9 protein-coding genes are annotated in these 18,388 nt (G+C 68.4%); 3 read left to right on the top strand and 6 right to left on the bottom strand.

Translation table 11 applies throughout. From position 1 onward, the window contains the following. The first annotated feature begins 257 nt into the window (after nucleotides 1-257). From SRU_RS00495 to SRU_RS00485, 3 genes are all read left to right on the top strand, one after another. Nucleotides 258-1,790, top strand: a complete 1,533-nt coding sequence (locus SRU_RS00495; RefSeq protein WP_237701801.1) for an ATP-binding protein — start codon at nucleotides 258-260, stop codon at nucleotides 1,788-1,790. 308 nt (nucleotides 1,791-2,098) lie between these two features. After that, a complete protein-coding gene (locus tag SRU_RS00490) occupies nucleotides 2,099-4,402 on the top strand; it encodes an FAD-dependent oxidoreductase (RefSeq protein ID WP_043551681.1) in 2,304 nt (767 codons plus the stop codon). 242 nt (nucleotides 4,403-4,644) lie between these two features. Then, nucleotides 4,645-6,600 (top strand): PAS domain-containing protein, encoded by a 1,956-nt coding sequence (locus SRU_RS00485; RefSeq protein ID WP_011402873.1) that lies wholly within the window; start codon nucleotides 4,645-4,647, stop codon nucleotides 6,598-6,600. A 58-nt stretch (nucleotides 6,601-6,658) separates the two neighbouring features. Here SRU_RS00485 and SRU_RS00480 read toward each other — a convergent pair whose 3' ends face one another. The 6 genes from SRU_RS00480 to SRU_RS00455 form a co-directional block, all read right to left on the bottom strand. Continuing rightward, complete coding sequence (locus SRU_RS00480; protein WP_011402872.1) at nucleotides 6,659-8,797, bottom strand: ATP-binding protein; 2,139 nt, start codon at nucleotides 8,795-8,797, stop codon at nucleotides 6,659-6,661. A gap of 466 nt (nucleotides 8,798-9,263) precedes the next feature. Next, nucleotides 9,264-12,314, bottom strand: coding sequence for an efflux RND transporter permease subunit (locus tag SRU_RS00475; protein ID WP_011402871.1), 3,051 nt, complete (start codon nucleotides 12,312-12,314; stop codon nucleotides 9,264-9,266). A 59-nt stretch (nucleotides 12,315-12,373) separates the two neighbouring features. Next, nucleotides 12,374-13,474: an efflux RND transporter periplasmic adaptor subunit gene (locus SRU_RS00470; protein ID WP_193345386.1), complete on the bottom strand. Its 1,101-nt coding sequence runs from the start codon at nucleotides 13,472-13,474 to the stop codon at nucleotides 12,374-12,376. Nucleotides 13,475-13,523: 49 nt separating this feature from the next. Beyond that, on the bottom strand, nucleotides 13,524-16,001 hold the full coding sequence (locus SRU_RS00465) for a TolC family protein (protein ID WP_112902705.1): 2,478 nt from the start codon (nucleotides 15,999-16,001) through the stop codon (nucleotides 13,524-13,526). A gap of 130 nt (nucleotides 16,002-16,131) precedes the next feature. Then, nucleotides 16,132-16,761, bottom strand: a complete 630-nt coding sequence (locus SRU_RS00460) for a TetR/AcrR family transcriptional regulator (protein ID WP_112902703.1) — start codon at nucleotides 16,759-16,761, stop codon at nucleotides 16,132-16,134. 218 nt (nucleotides 16,762-16,979) lie between these two features. After that, nucleotides 16,980-17,612 carry a porin family protein gene (locus SRU_RS00455; RefSeq protein ID WP_011402867.1) on the bottom strand — a complete coding sequence of 211 codons (633 nt, stop codon included), beginning with the start codon at nucleotides 17,610-17,612 and terminating at the stop codon, nucleotides 16,980-16,982. Nucleotides 17,613-18,388: the final 776 nt, after the last annotated feature.

Here is an 18,388-nt window from a genome sequence, read left to right as displayed (position 1 = left end):
AGAGATGCCTCGTCGGCACCGGTCGGAGGGCCTCCAGAACACCGGAACGAGGCTGCGGTCGCCCGGGCCGGGATCCGAGCTTGGGATCGCCCGGCCGCGAACACCGCCCCCCTCGTTCGGTGTGCGGCCTCTCTTGCCGACCAGCACGCAGCGGGGCGCAGCCGGACGTAACACGAATCGGTTGCGTCCCGGCCCCGCGTCGCCTAAACACGTTCCGCGTCGTTGCTTCTGTTGTCTTCTGCCACACGCACGAGAGCATGCGTCGGACATTCACCCCTAGCGGGCTGGTCATCGCACTTTTGGGGTTTGTGCTGACCCGCTACACCATCACGTTCGCCCACGCGGAGGCGTCGACGGCGTTTGTGGTCGGGGGCATCGTCCCCCTCGTCCTCGGGCTGTCGTTGTCGGTGTGCGGCGTGGCCCTCGCCATCGGCTCGTTCGAGACGTGGTACGTGCGCACTATTGCGCAGTGGACGGTGCTCGGGGCCGGCGTGATCGGCCTGCTCATCGTGGCGACCGTCTACGGAGGCCCGTCCTCCTTCGCCGAAGACGTCCGGACGATCGGCCTCTTCTCGAATGTGCTGATTGGGGGCAGCGTGGGCGGGGCCCTCACCGGCGTGTACGCCGCCCAAAACAAAGCCGCCCAGCGCAAACTCCTGAACCGTCAGAATCGGCTCGTCATCCTGAATCGCTTGCTACACGACCGGGTGATGAACGCCGTCACGGTAATCAAAGGAAGCGCCCCGCTCCTGCGGGACGGTGCGGACACGGGACTGGAGTCGGTGGACGCCATTCTGGAAAAGGCCGAGTCCATCGAGGCCGTCATGGGAAGCGTGCACGACCTCACCGAGCCGGGCGCCGGGGCCGAGCGGCAGCCGGTGGACGTCCCGGAAGCCGTCGAGACGGCCCTCCAGCAGGCACGAGAGAGACACCCCGACGCGACATTCGTGGCCCAATCGCTTCCCTCCGACCTATTGGCGTACGCGAATCACCGGCTGGCGGACGTGGTGGGGCAGTTGCTCAAAAACGGAGCCGAGCACGCCGGCGTGGAGGCCCCCCGCGTGGCCGTCGCCCTCGACACGACCCCCGACACCGCGACGATCTCTGTGTCCGACGAGGGGCCCGGGCTGCCGGACAAGAACCGGGAAGCACTGGAGAACGGCACGACCATCTCCGAACGCGGGGACCCCACAGCGGGGCTCGGGTTGTATCTCGTGCGGCTATTCGTCCACACGTTTCGGGGATCCGTCCACACTGAGGTGACCGACGCGGGGACCACCGTGTCGATCGCCCTCGAACGCGTCTCCGAGTCCGCCGAAGGCGAATCCGCCGCCCCGGCAGATTCGTCCCTCGTGGGCGTCGCGCCGGCCCGGCTCGGGGCCACCGCCCTGTCAGGGCTGATCGCGGGCGTGGTCATGGGGGCGTACATGCACGTCACCACCGGCGTCGTGCCGGTCATCGGCGCGCTCTACGGCACAAAGAGCCTTCTCGTCGGCGTCCTGACCCACGAGTTTCACAGTCTCGTCTTTGCCCTCATCTACGCCGGCCTCCTCACCCTTCTGCCGCGGTGGTGGCGGACAACCTGGATCGGGACGGCCGGTGTGGGGGCCGCGTGGGGGGCCGTGCTATGGCTCGTGGCGGGGGGACTCGTGATGCCGATCTGGCTTAACCTCGTCGGCATCGCGACCCCGGTCCCGAACCTCAATCCGAACAGCCTGCTGGCGCACCTTCTGTGGGGCACTGTGCTCGCGGTCGGCGTCCAGGTGAGCCGGCGGTGGTTTGTCTCCTAGCGCCGCCCGCGCCCCGCGGTTCATCCGGTTGGGCACAGGGACGCGGGCCGACGTCCTCGGTCTCCCCTGTTTTGCCCTCCGGCCCTCCATGGATGAGGATGAGCCCCCTGCGGCGCTCCCCCAACACACGGCATCGGGTGCGCACGGGGCTCAAGGGCACTTCGCACAAACTTGTCCGTGTGTTTGCACACCGGGTCGGTTCCGTAACGCCGGCCGGTAGCCTCCGACCACTTGTTTGGGGTCCACTCGTTTGGGGTCCACGGACGCTTCTCCCGCCCTGGCCTTCGCCCTACCGTTCTGTAGCTCCCATGCTCGACGCGCTCGCCCGCTACGCCAACTGGCTCCACCTGCAGTGGCCCGCCGGCAAGCCCGAAAAACTTCCCAAGGTCGACGACCACTTTCGCACCAACGTCGACGGGGTGTACGTCGTGGGCGACCTGGCCGGGGTGCCCCTCCTCAAATTCTCGGTCGAGGGCGGAGCACAAGCCGTGCGGGACCTCCTCACGCGGGGCATCGACCCCGTGGAGCCGACGGGCGCGGACGGGCCGTACGACGTGGTCATCATCGGCGCGGGGGCCAGCGGCATGGCCGCCGCCCGGGAGGCCCAAAAGAGCGGGCTCTCCTTCTGCGTCCTGGAGTCGCAGCGCCGGTTTGCGACGATCAAAGACTTCCAGGCCGGAAAGCCGATCTACACCTACCCGGAGGCAATGACGCCGGCAAGCGACCTTGAGGTGACCGCGCAGGTGAAAGAGGCGCTCGTTGACGAGTTGGAGGCCCAGACAAAGGACCTTCCGGTGCGGCACGCGACGGCCCACCGGATCGACCCGGCCCCCGAGGGCCACGAGGTGGTCACGACCGACGGGGATCGCATCCGAGGCCAGCGCGTGATCGTGGCCATCGGGCGGAGCGGCAACTTCCGAAGCCTGGACGTGCCCGGCGAGGACAAGGACCACGTGCAACACCGCCTGCACGACCCCACGCGGTGCCGCGGCGACCGGGCCCTGGTCATCGGCGGGGGCGACTCGGCGGCGGAAGCGGCCACTGCACTGACGGAGGCGGGGGCGGACGTCACCCTCTCGTACCGGCGCGACGAGTTCGTGCGGCCGAAGGAGGAGAACGTGGAGCGCCTCTACGAGCGGGCCACGTACCACGAGGGCGAGGGCAGCCTCACCCTCAAGATGCCGACCGACGTGGAGGAGATCCGCGAGGACGAGGTCGTCCTCTCCGACGAAAACGGCGATACGGAGACGGTCGACGCGGACCACGTCTTCGCGACGATCGGGCGGGAGGCGCCGCTTGACTTCTTCCGCCGCTCCGGCATCGAGCTCCGCAACGACTGGGGCGAGGTGCCCGACTCCCTCCAGGAGGCGGTGTCGGGCCTCTCCTGGCTGACGGACCTGCGCTGGGACCGCATCACGGCGTTCGCGGCCTTCTTTTTCTTCATGGTGGCCGTCTACAGCTGGAAGGACGGCGGCTGGGTGGGCCAGTGGGCGCAGGCCACCGGGTTCTTCCCGTTCGGTTGGTCCCCCGACACGAGCGGAACGGGCGCGCTCGACATTCTGCTGACCTCGATGCAGAAGCCGGGCTTCTACTACACGTTCGCCTACTCGGCGCTCGTGGTCGTCTTTGGGGTGAAACGCATCCGGCGGCGCAAAACGCCCTACATCAAGGTGCAGACGCTCACCCTGATGGGCATTCAGGTGCTGCCGCTCTTCATCCTTCCGGAATTCGTCCTTCCCTACCTCGGGGCGAACGGCCTTCTGCCCACCGGCGTCCTCGACGCCCTCTTCCCCACGAGCGAGTACGCGGTCCACGGGCGCCAGTACTGGCGGGCCTACGGGTTCATCCTGGCGTGGCCCCTCTTCATCTGGAACGTGTTCACCACCGACCCGCTCTGGTGGTGGCTCGCCATCTGCTTCGTGCAGACCTTCGTGCTCATCCCCGGGATGATCTACTTCTGGGGGAAGGGGGCCTACTGCGGCTGGATTTGCACCTGCGGCGCCCTGGCCGAGACCCTCGGCGACCAGCACCGCGAGAAGATGCCGCACGGCCCCGGCTGGAACAAGCTGAACCTGGCGGGGCAGGTGATTATGGGGGTGGCGTTTGCGCTGCTGGTCCTGCGGATCGGCGGGTGGATCTGGCCGGGCAGCTGGGCGGCGGAGGCCTACCGGGCCGTCCTCTACGGCGGGAGCCTCGGCCTGGGCTACAGCTGGGTGGTGGACATTCTGCTGGCCGGCATGGTGGGCTTCGGGGTGTACTTCTGGCTCAGCGGGCGCTTCTGGTGCCGCTTTTTCTGTCCCCTGGCGGCGATTATGCACATCTACCACCGGTTTAGCCGCTTCCGCATCCTGGCCGACAAGAAGAAGTGCATCTCGTGCAACCAGTGCACGAGCGTCTGCCACCAGGGCATCGACGTGATGGCGTACGCCCAGAAGGGCGAGCCGATGGACGATCCGGAGTGCGTCCGGTGCTCGGCGTGCGTGGAGACGTGCCCGACCGGTGTGCTCGAATTTGGACAGGTACAGCCCAACACCGGCGAGGTGATCCACCGCGACGCACTGGAGGCCTCGCTCACCCGCATTCAGGAGCACGAAAACGGCACCGCGGCGTAGTGTCGCCCCGGCCTGTTGTGGGCCGCCCGTCCGCCACGCCCCCGTTGCGCTCCAAACTTGGCACCAATCTTGCTGATCTCTATACTTCCCCCAGGGCCTTCGCGCTGGCCGAATCGTTGGCCTGGGAGAGTCGTAGTAGGACACCGATACAAAACGAACGTGAAGCCCGAAAGTGAAGCGCTCGCCGACCGCCTGCCGGGAGGCGTGCTTCACGTCCCCCTTTTGCTCCAGCCCGCACCGCAATGCCCGCAAGCGAGACGCAGGGCGGCCCCCCGCCCGACGACCATACAGACGCGGAGCCCCCCCCGCCGCTGCCCGAACAGTCCGACTTCGCGGACGCCGTGCTGGCGGCCATGCCCGACCCGGTGTTCGTGTTCGGCCCGCAGAACACACTCGCGTGGGGCAACCCTCCTCTTCGGCAGGCCGTCGGGCACTCGGCCGCTGCCCTCCGTGGAAAAAGCCTGCCGGAACTGTTCGGGAAGGGCGACGCCGCGGCCGTCGAACAGGCCCTCGATGCCGTGCGGGCGGGGCGCGACACCGCAACGGCGGAGGTTGCGCTTCTTCCTCGCGAAGGCCCGCCCCGCCCGTGCACGTTCACCGCGCGGCCGCTGTCCGGCGACGTGGGGCCGCCAAACTGCGTCGTGGGCATTGCGCGGATGGCGCCTCTGTCTACGGCCCAGGACGAAACGCTTCGGCTCGAACGCGACCGGCTGGCGGCGCTCTACACGGGCCTGCCGAGCCCGGTGGTACACTACGAGGTACAGGGCGGGGTCGCCATCGCCCGCGGCGCCAACGTGGCGTTTGAGGAGGCCTTCGGCGTATCCCGGAGCGAGGTGGTCGGCCACGACCTCGATGCGCTTCTCGCCCCCGACGAACGGCTCTCCCAGGCCGAGACGCTCACCCGACGGGCCGTGGAGGAGGGCAGTGTGCAGGCCGAAGTGATCCGCGAAACGAACGAAGGGCGCCGGCACTTCCGGCTCAACTCGGTGCTGTTTTCCGATAGCGAGACGCCGGAAGGGTACGCAATCTACACCGACATCACCGAGCAGAAGGAACGGGAGCAGACGCTGCGCGACGAGCAGGCCGCCCTGCGGTCGATGTACCGCATCACCGCCGACCAAAACGCCCCCTTCGACGACAAGGTGCGCCGCCTCATCGAGCTCGGGTGCACGTACCTGGACCTCCCGTACGGGTTTTTGACCCGCATCTCGGACGGCACGCAGCACATCCTCCAGGCGACGGGGGACCACCCGTTGCTCCAACCCGGCAAGTCGTGCCCCCTCTCCGAATCGTACTGCCGAACGACGGTGGAGCAGGAGACCCTGCTGGCCGTCCAGGACGCCGCGGCTGCGGGCTGGACGGGCGACCCGGCCCACGAGAAATTCGGGTTGAGAACCTACATCGGCTCGCAAATCCTGGTCGACGGGACGCTTTACGGCACGCTGTGCTTCGCGGCCTCCGACGCCCGCCCCACCGCGTTCACGGAGCGGGAGCGCACCTTCGTGGAACTGATGTCCCGGTGGGCGAGCTACGAGCTCGAGCACCGCCGCGCCACGGAGCAGCTCGAGCGCCAGAACGAACGACTCGACAACTTCGCCGGCCTCGTGGCCCACGACCTCCGAAACCCGCTCAACGTGGCGAAGGGCCGCCTTGAACTCGTCGAGGACACGGAGGACCTGAGCCACCTTTCGGCCATCGACCGGGCCCTAGCGCGGATGGACGAGATCATCGAGGACCTGCTGGCAATTACCTGGGGCGGGCAAAAACTCAGCAACGAGGACCTGGAATACTGTGACCTTGCCTCCCTAATTGCGTCGTGCTGGGAGCGCGTCGACGTGCCGGAGGCCGGCCTCGTGGCCGACGCCCCCCCCCGTGTGCGCGCCGACGCAAACCGCCTCCAGCGACTTCTGGAAAACCTGTTCCGCAACGCCATCGAGCACGGAGGCGAGGACGTAACCCTCCGGATCGGCGCACTCGACGACGGGTTCTTCGTAGAAGACGACGGCCCGGGCATCCCGTCCGATCAGCAGGAGGAGGTGCTCAAGGCCGGGTACTCGTCGGACGAGGAAGGCACGGGGCTCGGCCTGAGCATCGTGAAGACCATCGTGGACGCCCACGGATGGTCCCTCGCTCTGACGGAGGGGCGCGACGGCGGGGCGCGCTTCGAGGTTACCGGCGCCGAGGTGGACCGCGAGTAGGCATGGGCTGCGCACGGCGCAGAACCGATGGGCGGGATCTTGCTCAACGTGAGGGTCTCTACGCCTCCCCGATCGGTTCGGTCTTCCCGCCCTCGGCCACCTCGGCCTCCGGCGACGTGGCCTCGGGAAGCCGCACAGTGAAGCAGCTGCCGGCCCCTGCCTCCGTCTCGACGTCGACCTGCCCCCCCATCTCCTCCGTCGCCTTCTGGGTTACCGCCAGCCCCACGCCGCTGCCCTCGTAGGCCCGACCGAGGCCCTCCGACGCCTGCCGGAACGGCTTGAACAGATCGTCGGCCAGCGCCGGATCCATCCCAATCCCGGTGTCCTCAACCTCCAAGACCGCCCAGCCGTTCTCCCGAAACACTCGGACGTGGACGCCCCCCTCCTCGGTGTACTTGATGGCGTTGGAGACCAGGTTCTGCAGCACAATTTGCACGCTGCCCGCGTCGGCCCGCGCCCAGACCTCCGGGCGGCCTGTCTCGACCGTCAGCCCCAGCCCCTTCTCTGTCGCCTGCGGCCGCAGCTCCTCGGCGGCCCGGCGCGCCTTCGTGACCAGGTCGACCGGCTCCGTTTCGAGCCCCATCTGCCCCGCCTCCAGCTTCGAGAGGTTCAACACCCCGTCGAGCGTGTCGAGCAGGCGGCGCCCGCTCCGCTCGATGAGCCCGGCAAACCGACCGGTATTGCCGTTCCCGTCGCCGACCTCGTCGCCGAGGGCCTCGGCAAACCCGATGATCGAGGTGAGGGGCGTGCGGATTTCGTGGCTCATGTTCGCCAGGAAGGCCGACTTCAGCCGGGCGGCCTCCTCGGCCTGATCCCGCGCCACCTCCGCCTCCGTTCGGGCCCGCTCCGCCTCTTCCTTTGCCGCACGCAGGGCCTTCTCCCGGTCGAGTCGGTCGAGCGTCGTCGTGGCGTAGCTTCCGAGCACCTCAATCAGGTGCGTGTCGAACCCACTGATCGCGCCGGGCTCCGGCGACGCCACCGCGAAGGTGCCGTGCTCGCCGATCGGGACCACCACGACCGATCGCAGGTCGCCGTGCGCAGCCGGGTCGTCCATCTCCATCTCCTCCACGTCCTCAACCGCGAGCGTAGTGCCGCTCCGGTATACCTCCGCGACGGCACTGTCCCCCTCAATGTTAAAATCCGGCCGCTCGGGCATGAACGTAAAGGTCGTCTCCGCCACGTCGAAGGCCTTCAGGGCCCCGTCCTCGGCGAAGCGCACCGACACGCCCCGATAGCCCAGCACCTCACGGACGAGGTCAATGAGGGCCCCCGCGACCTCCGTGCGACTGGCGGCCCGGAGCAGGTGATCGGTCGCCGAGTAAAGGGCCTCGACTTTCATCTGCCGGTCCTTCAGCTCCGCCTCCCGCCGGGTCAACTCTTGGGTTCGGCGCCGCACGGCGGACCGCAGGAACAGGATCACCGCAATGGAGACCAGCCCGAGCCCCCCGACGCCCAGCAGGGCCCATCGCAGGTAGGTCCACGCCTGCCCGATGTGGACCAGATCGTCTTCGCCGCGGGGAAGAACCTGGTAGGAGAGGTCGTACTGGCTGATGATGCCCGTCACCTCCACCCGGTCGCCCTCGTCGAACCGCCCCAGACGGATGCGCTCCGTGTGCTGGTTCGACACGAACACGGTGAGCTGAGCGTCGGACGACTCGTCCTCGCGGAGGACGAAGTATTCGCCCCCCCGGTTCGCGCTGCGTGCCGTAATCGTGCCGTCTACGCGTGCGAGTTGTCCCTCGTGGCGGTCCGACGCGGCCGACGGCACCGAGAGCGGCACCGGATCGGGCGTCCGCCGGGCGGCCTCCACGCGCTCGTAGCCGATTCCCGCAATCTGGGCCAGTCCCGCCTCGTGTCTCAGCACGCCCCACACCCGAGCACTGTCGCCACGGCTGAGGGCGCGGGCCTCCGGGAGGCGCACGTGAATCCCTCCTGTCCCGTCCTGCAGACTGCCAACCCCCTCCTCTGGGAGCGGCAGGGCGCCGGGCGCGGCGGCCACGCGCCCCGCCACCACCACCGTATCGCCCACGCGGTCCGGGATGCTGTCCCCATCGACGTCCCGCCGGACCTGCGCGATGGGGGCGGGCGCCCCGTATTGAAGGCTGTCCGTCGGGGCGGCGTCCGCGGAACAAACACCGCTCCAGTGCGGCAGCAGGCCGACGGCGAGCAGTCCCCAGAGGACCGGGCGGGGTATCATGGGATCGACGCGACGGACGGAGATGGAGGTGGACGCCTACTGCACACAGATCGAGCAAAAAACACTCCATTCCCGGGGCAGGTCCAGGAGGACTCGACAGTCCGTGAAATTTCACGAAGGAAACACGTACGTCCCCCTCCTTTCGGGTTGCGACGTGGCCTCGACTCCACACACCACAGTTCGCTGCCGGGGGTGCCATCCCCATGCCGCCCTCGGCTCGGCAGTGCGGGCCGTCAAAAGAACCGATGCAGGCTGGGGCGCCGTGCAATTCTCACGGCCCGAGAACACCCCAAACGGCCCAGGGACTCGCGTCGGGCGGGGCGGGTCGCCCCCGTTCGGACTCAGGGCCTCCGAACGAGGCCGAGACCTCGCCGTCCGTCGGCATCGGGACCGGCAGGCGGGCGCCCCTCGGCGCCGCACGCCCGGTTTCCGAGCGATCGCGGACGGGCGCCCCGCGGACGACCGGCTAGCGTTCCGAATACGGGAGGCGCTCGACGCCAAAGAGGATGGCGTAGAGGACCGGTACCACGATCATTGTGAGCACCGTGGCGAAGAGCAGCCCGGACGTGATGGTCACCGCCATGGCCACGAAGAACGCGTCGGTAAAGAGCGGAATCATGCCCAGGGCCGTCGTAATCGACGCCATCATGACCGGGCGCAGCCGGACGACGCTCGCGCCCACGATGGCCTGGTAGAGCGATTCGTCCTGCTTCCAGATCTCGATCTCGTCGATCACGACGACGGCATTCTTGATGAGCAGGCCCGACAGGCTCAGGAAGCCCAGCAGGGCCGTAAACCCGAAGGCCGCCCCCGTGGCGAGCAGGCCCGCCACCACGCCGATCAGGGCCAGGGGCACGGTCAGCCAGATGATGAGCGGCTGGCGGAGCGCGTTGAAGAGTGCCACCGTGATCAGCACCATCAGCACGAAGAAAATCGGGACCGCCGAGAAGAGCGAGGCATTGGCCTCGTTCGAGTTCTCGTACTGGCCGCCCCATTCGATGTCGTACCCTCGCGGAAGCGAGAGCTTCTCCACCGTCGGGCGCACCTGCTGGAAGACCGAGGTCGCCGTCCCCGAGATGGGGTCGGCGTACACGCTCACCGTCGGGGCGCGCTTGTACCGCCACACAATGCCGTCCTCGAAGCCGGTCTCGAACCCGGAGACGACCTGCCGGATCGGGACGTACGCGCCCGCCACGGGACTCCACACCTGCGCGTTTTTCATGTTGCTGGCGCGGGCCCGCTCCTCGGACGGGGCCCGCATCATGATGGGCAGCAGGTCCTCCCCTCTTCGGTACACCCCCATGCGGGTGCCCTCAAAGGTCCGCTGAACGGCGCGGGCCACGTCGGGGCGCGTCACCCCAAGGGCACTCGCCGCGTCCTCGGCGACCTGGGGGCGGGTGACCTCCACCCGGTTGCGCCAGTCGTTGCGGACGGCCTTGGTGTTGTCGTGCGCCCGAAAGATGCCCTCCACGCGCTGGGCGATGGCCCGCAGCGAGTCGGGGTTGGGGCCGCTGATGCGCGCCTGAATGCGCCCGGTGCCGCCCCCGGGCCCGAAGACAAACGGAAACGCGTACACGTTGGCCCGCGGCAGCATCGCGGAGAGGCGGGCGTCCACCGAGTCTTTGAGACTGGAAATCGTCCGCCAGTCGTCGACGTCCACGATCAGCTGGGCGTAGGACGAGTTGGGCCGCTCCGGGCTGTACGGCAGCACGAACCGGAGCGCCCCCTGCCCCACCACCGAACTGACGTGGGTGACGGCGTCGAGGCCCTGCACGTACTGCTCCGCCTCCTTGACGGCATCCTCAGTGTCCCGAATGTGCGTGCCCTGGGGCATCCACACGTCCACGAGAAACTGCGGCCGCGTGGAGTCGGGAAAGAAGCTTTGCTTGACGAACCCGCTCCCCCAGATCGACAGCCCCATGAGCACCGTGATGACCGCCACCGTCACCCACCGGTAGTTGATCGCGCCCTGAAGCAGGCGCCGGTACACAGTGTAGACCGGCCCGTCGTGGGCGCTCTCCACCGCCTCGTCCGGGTCGGGCTTCTTCAGAAAGTCAACCCCCAGGAGCGGCGCGAGCGTAACGGAGAGCACCCAGCTCAGAGACAGCGAGTAGAGGATCACGAGGAACAACGACCCCAAAAACTCCCCGCTGCTGTCGGAGGAGGTCCCGATGGCGGCGAAGCCCAGGATGGCCACGGCCGTGGCCCCGAAGAGCGGCCACTTCGTCTGCTCCACAATCTCCGACGCGGCCTCCACCCGCTCCCGCCCCTCCTTGAGGCGCGTCAGGATGCCGTCCACGATCACCACGGCGTTGTCGACGAGCATCCCGAGCGCGATGATGAGCGCGCCCAGCGAGATCCGCTGCAGCACCACGTCCGTCGCGTACATCAGGATAAACGTGCCGAGCACGGTCACCGCCAGCACAAACCCCATGAGGAGCCCGCTGCGCCACCCCATCGCCAGCAGCAGCACGACGATCACGATCGCGATGGCGGTGACCAGGTTCCAGACAAAGCCACTCACCGCCTCGCTCACGTCCTCGGCCTGGAAGTTGATGTAGTTGTACTCGATGCCCACGGGGCGATCGGCCTTCAATTCATCGAGGCGGGCCTTCACGGCCCGTCCCATCGTAACGACGTTGCCCCCGTCGACGGTCGATACGCCGAGGCCGATTGCCGGCTCGCCGTCGTACCGCATGAGGGCCCGGGGCGGGGCGGCGTAGCCGCGCCGCACCGTGGCGATGTCCTCCAGGAAGATTTGGCGTCCCCCCTGACTCGCGATCAGAATCGACCGCAGGTCGTCCAGCGACGCCGTTGCCCCCGACGGCCGGACCGAAATGTGGCTGTCTCCTACCCGCACGCGCCCGGCATCAACGACAATGTTCTGTGTGCGCAGCCTTCCCGCGATCCGGTCGACACTGATCCCCAGGTTCGACAACCGGTCGCGGTTCGGCTCGACGTAGATGGTCTCCTGTCGGTCCGCAAAAAGGCGAACTTTCGCGACGCCCTGCACCTGCACCAGCTCCCGCTTCAAGGCCTCCGCGTGGTCCTTCAGCTCCTGCTTGCTGTAGCCCTCCCCGGTAATGGCCATAAAGATGCCGTACACGTCCCCAAAGTCGTCCTCCACGACGGACGGGCCCGCCCCGGGCGGCAGGCGTCCCTGAGCGTCGTTGACCTTGTCGCGCAGGTCGTCGAAGGCCTGCGTCACCGCATCCCCGATGACGTCACTCTTCATCTCGACCTCCAGGGTCGAGCGCCCCCGGCTGGAGCGGGACTTGATCTCCTTCACCTTTCCCATTGCCTGAACGGCCTCCTCGATGGGGTCGGACACCTCCGCCTCCACCTCGTGGGCGGTCGCCCCGGGGTACTGGGTCACCACCAGGGCGCGCTTGATGGTAAACTCCGGATCCTCCAGGCGCCCCAGGTTCAGGAACGCAATGACGCCCCCCACCACCACGAGCAACGTGGTGACGTACGTCAGCGTTCGGTTCTCAATGGCGGCCTTGGCGATGTCCATAGTTGCTCACGGCGGAACACGTGAAAAGAGAGCGGTCGGCTGCAGGAGCCTTCTTCAGGTCACTCCAGTGGACGGACGGGTTGGCCGTCGTTGAGCTGGTGGACCCCGGTGGCGGCGATGCGGTCGCCGGCCCGGAGGCCCGAGGTGACGACCACCGTGCTGTCGCGCATCGTTCCGAGCGACACGGACCGGCGGGCCACGGTCGTCGACGAGTCGCGCACTGCCCAGACGGAGGCGGTCCCGCCCGATCTCGAAAAGACGGCACTGGTTGGAATTGCAATCGTCCCCGCCCCGTCGGCCGCCGGGGCCGGCCCGCCCCCCACAATGGCACGGGCCGTCATGCCGGGCAGGATGCCGGCGTCGTCGGGCGGCCGAATCGTGAGCGTCGCCTCGTAGGTGCGGGTGCGCGGGTCCGCCGTCGTCGTGATTTCCTTGAGCGTGGCCGGGAGGCGACGGCCCGGACGCATCGAGAAGGTGACGGCGAGCGATTCCGACTGCAGCGCGCGGCGCATCCGGCTCTGCTCCGGCACGTCGATCACCACCTCCATCCGGGACAGGTCCTGCACCGTCACGACGGGCTGCTGCGGCCCCACGTTCTCGTTGAGCTCCACCATTTTCTCGGCCACGCGCCCGTCGAACGGGGCGGTGATGCGCGTATCCCCCACCTGGGTTTGGGCCTGCTCGAGCTGCGACTGGGCCACCTCGTACTCGCGCTGCCGCGCCTCCAGTTGCTGCTGCGACACGATGCCCTGTGCGTACAGGGACTTGGCCCGCTCGTACGCCGACCGGGCCGCGTTTCGGGTCGCACGGGCGGACTGCAGGCGCGACTGTGCGTCGGTGCCGTCGAGGCGGGCGATGAGCTGCCCCGCCTCGACGCGCTCGCCTTCCTGCACGGGCAGGTCGACGACCGTCCCGGGGAGCTCGAACGAAAGGGTGGCCGTCTCGGCCGCCGAGACGGTGCCCGGGTACTCCCGGGCCGGCGTCGCCCCCGCCTCCTGGACGGTATGCATTTTGACCGGACGCACCGGCGGCTCCAGCGGCGGCGCGGACGCGCTCTCGGCGCCACAGGCGCTCAGAAGCACGGCCGCGCCAATCATGAGCACAAGCCCGATCCCCGATGGCACGGAGACGCGCGAAAACGAAAAACAAGACGTAGGCATCGATGGAGAGTGCCGTCGGTGAAGAAAACAGTGGAAACGGGCAGGTCCCCTACCGCCCCCCGTCCATGAAGGCACGGAGGCGCTCGCGGACGGCCGTCCGCTCGTCGGCGGTCTGGAGGGGCCCGATGCGCGCGATGGCCCGCTCGGTCTGCAGGAGACGGAGCAGGAACGAATAGCGGGCGTCGACCTCCGCCAGACGGGCATTGAGGACCGCCTCCTGCGCGTCGAGGAGATCGAGCACGTCGGCCGCGCCGGCGGTGTAGGAGTCCTGGACGAGGTCGATCGTCTCCTGGGCCGTGCGCCGGCCGGCCTCCGCCTCCCGCAGACTGAGGTAGCCGGACGTGGCCTGCTCGGTTCGCGACCGGATGCGTTCCTCGAGGCTGGAGCGGACCTCCCGGCGCTGGGCCTTCAGTTGGCTGAGCCGGGCGCGCCCCCGCTCAATCTGCCCGTCGCGCTTGAGGCCCGTAAAGAGCGGCAGGCTGAGGGAAAGGCCCACGTTCCAGGTGGTGTTGGGGGCCTGCGGGAGGGCAGCCCCGCCCGGGGGGCCTCCGGGCAGGGACAACGACTCGGTGCCCGCCCCGCCCTCCAGCGCGCGGCTGCTAAGCTGCCCCTCCAGGGCCACGGTGGGCGCCCAGTACGACTGCTGTCCCGCCTCGACGCCCCGCCGGGCCGCCGCGATCTGTTCGTCGAGCGCCTGCAGTTCAGGGGCGTTCGACAGCCCCTCCTCCAGCAGAAAGTCGGTGAGCCGCTGGCGGGCGGCCGACGTGTGGCCGTACGCCGCAAAGACCGACTCCGGAAGCGTCAGGATGGAATCGGAGGGGGACAGCCCGGCCACCCCCACCAGCTCGTCGGGGGACCGGGCCAGCACCTGCGCGAGGCGGGTCCGGGCCACCTCAACCCGCGACTCGGCATCGAGGACCGTGCGCCGTGACTGAGCCACCTGGGTCTTGAAGCGCAGCACCTGCTGGCGGCCCACCTGCCCGGACTCTTGGCGGGCCCGGGCAAGCGACAGGTTCTCGCGGCTGAGGGCAAGGTCGCTCCGCCGGACCTGGGCCAGGGCGCGGGCCTGCAGGACCGACACGTAGGCCCTCGACACCTGAAGCGCAAGGTCCTGCTCGGAGCGTTCCACCTCGGCCGCGTCGGCCGCCTGCTGGCGCTTCGCGATCGCCAGGTCGCCCCACTCTTGGGGGGAAAACAGGGTCTGCGAGAACGACACCGACCCGCTCAGCGTCCGCTCGGGCTGGGCCCCGAAGCTGGCGGCGGCCTGGTCGGCGTCCACCTGCTGCGCCCGCGCCCCGACTCGCACCTGCGGGAGCAGGTCGCCCCGCTCGACCCGCACGTCCTCGCGCGCGGCCTCCAGCCCCGACCGCCGGGCGTTCAGCCCGTAGTTCGCGCCGATGCCCCGGCGCACCGCCTGCGCGTAGGTGATCGAGTCCGTGGGCGCCGGGGCGGGCGTGCCGGTCAGGGTCACCCGCAGGCGCAGGGCGTCCGGCACGGAGAGGCCGAGCCGCCGGGCCGTCGCCTTGTTGACGTAGGGGGTGCGCGGGGACGGAAGCGCCACGGCGAGCGACCCGGCGGCCGCGCCCCGGAGCACGTCGGCGGCGTGGAGGGCCGTGCGTCGGGGAACGGGGGCAACGGACGGCGCGGACGCCGTCGCCAGCGCCCCCCGGTCCACGAGTTCACGTCCCCGATGGACGGCCGCCGGAATTTGTCGCGCACGCAGGCCCGAAATCAAACGGTCCCGCTCTACGGAGGAGAGCGGCAGGGGCGTCGCCAGGTAGGCCGCGTCCGTGCCGGCGGGCAGGGCCTCCAGCGTGGCCTCGGCCGTGGAGCGCACCGGCACCACCCGCCAGTTCGCGTCCGACGAGTCCTGCCGGCCGAGCCGGCGGCGCATCCGGTCGGCGAGCGCGGGCGCCGCCTCCAGCATGCGGGCCGGCACCAGCAGCGCCGGGGCCGAGGCCGGCGTCAGGGACCGCAACAGGGCCATGTTTTCGCGCACCAGATCCGGCTCGGTTACGTACGTCAAATTCGCCGCGCCGCTGGCGTCCCCCGCCCTCGGCACTCCCTGAAGGCTCGGGTCCAGGACGTGGGCGGCCACCACCGGTACGTCCGGCCTGGACGTCGTGGCCAGTCGATGAGAGGCCGATAGCCCCACGGCGATGACGACCGAGGGGCCCGTCTCGCCGCTCAACAGGCGCTTCAGATCCGCATTGCCTCCCGTGTCCAGGACTCGACGGTACGCCTCCGGAAACTGCACCCGGCGCTCCGGGCGCATGAGCGATCGCAGTTCTCGCCGAATGGCATTTGCGGCCCGCCGGTGCGCCTGCGAGGAGTCGCCGAGCACGATCCCCACGGTTGCGTCCTCGCCGGGCGCAGACTGGGCCGCCGCGGGCTGGGGCGGACGGGCCATCATTCCGAGAAGCCCCCCCAGAAGGGCCACCGCGAGGCCCTGGGCCCAGGACCGACGGGCCACGTCGGCAAACCAGCGGTTGACACACAGGCGAGCCGCGAACGTCGAGGAATCCATGTGGAAACAGTAGACATTAGCGATGACGGACACCGGCACCCGACTGGGAATGCCGTGCCGGAGCAGGAAAATGCGACACCAAACACCACGCCACTTCAGGGCGGCATACTCACGCGCAGCGGCGGATCGTTTAGCCGGTTCCGGGGTCCACCGACGCCTTCGTGTAGGCGGCCCAGAGCATCTCGAAAGACTGGTCAATCAGTTCCTCGTCCAGTTCCGGGCCATCGTTGAGATGCTCCTGCACCAGGTGGGTCACCGTTCCGATGAAGAACGACCCGTACACCGACTGCGGAAGAGCGGGAAAGAGCCCCTGCTCCACCCCGTCCCGGTAAATTTCCTGGAATGGGGACCGCAGGTCTTCGGGCTGGGCACGCTGGGCACGCCGGAGGTAGGCCGACGACTCGTACTGCAGGATGAACCGGTAGAGCCGGGGGCACTCCATGTAGTTCCGGATGACGGCCCGCCAGGTCGTCCGGAGGCGGTCCCGCACCGAGGCGTCTTCGTCGAAGCCCATCTCCATGATCGACTCGTGGGCCGCGGCGCGCGCCTCCGCGTACAACTGGTCGACGAGGTCCTCTTTGCCGTCGAAGTACCGGTAGATGGTCCCCGCCCCCACTCCTGCGGCCTCCGCAATCTCCGACATGGAGGTGCCGTGGAATCCCTGCTCGTCGAACAGGCGAAGGCCGGCCCCGAGAATGTCGCCGCGTTTGCCCTGTGTGTCTTCGATTGGCCTGGTCGGTGGCTTGGAATGAACGTTCATTCCGGTAACCCGGACCATCATCGGGCGTTTCGCCGCACATCTCTATTCACACAGGGCTCGCTCCTCCTTTATCCCATCTCCACGCCCCCGTCGACCTACAGGGGCCCCAATCGGAAAATTTTCCCCAAGCCCCCCGCCAAAACAAAAAGGACCGCCCCCCATGAAGGGGACGGCCCTTTGGCGTCCACTCGGGACGCGGCGTCAGCCAGAGACTGAGGTTAGATGTCGAAGCGAAGGCTCAGCGTGCCGGTGAAGGCACTCGTCCGAACGTCTTCGAAGTTGTTGGCGTCCCCCAGGTTGGCAAGCCCGAGGTTGTACCGCCCGTCAACCGCAATCTCGCTGAGCGGGCCCTTGTTCAGGGCGTAGGCGATCTCTCCGCCCACGACGCCGCTGAAGTCCACGTCGGTGAAGCTGTCGTCGGCGTCATTGCCGTTGCCCAACTCGCTGTTCGTGATGAAGCCGAGGGCCGGCCCGACGTACAGGCGCGGGGTGACCGGCGCCGTCGGGGCGCTGAGCTTCAGGAGCACCGGAATTTCGATGACGTCCTGGCGGACGCGGATGTCATTGCCCGCGGCACTGTTGTGGTTCTTCGTGCCGCGCCGGGAGTAGAGGACCTCCGGCTGCACGGCGAAGGCATCGTTGACCTGGTAGTTCAGGAAGACGCCGCCCGTGAAGCCCGGCCGGAAGTCGTTCGAGTTTACGTCATCGCCGTAGAAGGTCGCCTGCGTGAGGCCGCCCCGGACGCCGAGGTCAACCGGCGACTGGGCCTGGCTGGACATCGGCAGGGCAAGGCCCAGCAGGAGGGCGAAGGTTGCGATTGAGGCTGTGAGTTTCGATGTTGCGGTTTGCATGGTCTACACAAACGTTGATTGTGCGGTAGATCGTGTGACACAGGGGTGCTGCGGCGGATAGGGTGGTGCCGTCGGTCGCAGCGCTGCCTGTGTTTTCTTTTTGCTCATCCTGCGCCGGAGCGTTGGCGTCGGCGCACATGGCAGACGGCCCCGGTCAAAACGCGGGGCGAACACCGAACCCGAGACGGGCGGTGTCTTTGCTTTGCGTGCTTCCGGTCTGCTTTGCGTTTCTGAATGAATGTTCATTCCGGTAATCTGTATGGCGGTACGTCGTTCCCCCGCCCCCCGGACTTCACGGGGTTTCCCATCGCCTCTCACAATCCCTTCGGCAAGTTCCCCCCAGGCGGCCCCCTCCGCCTTAATCCCCCATCGTCGGCAGTGGGCCCTCAAGAAGAAATGCCTCCGGTGCAGCACATTACCGCGTCCGCCGGCGGGCTCGCGCTCATCCTCCAGGCCCGTCAGCATCCTCTACGTTGCCCGCTCCAGATTGGGAAGCGCAAGGAACAGAGCGGACAGAGGAGAAGAAACGCCGGCAGCACCGGCGCGAAGGCGGCGACGTGGGCGAGGGCCTCGTTTCGAGCGAACCGAAACGCCTGCCACCGCACCGGACGGCCCGGGCCCTCCGCTCCCAGAGTCCCGGGACGAGACCCGTGCCCCCGAACCCGACGACGATGGAGACAAGGGGGCATCAGGTCCTCAAGCTGGCTCACCGCATCCGCGGGTTGTTGCACGATCACAACGATCCCGCCCACGCCGGAGCCGTTGCTTTTGATCGC

The sequence above is a fragment of the Salinibacter ruber DSM 13855 genome (assembly GCF_000013045.1).
Classification (GTDB): Bacteria; Bacteroidota; Rhodothermia; order Rhodothermales; family Salinibacteraceae; genus Salinibacter; species Salinibacter ruber.
The sequence above is the reverse complement of the archived record's forward strand: the minus strand, read 5'-3'. Positions and strand labels throughout refer to the sequence as shown.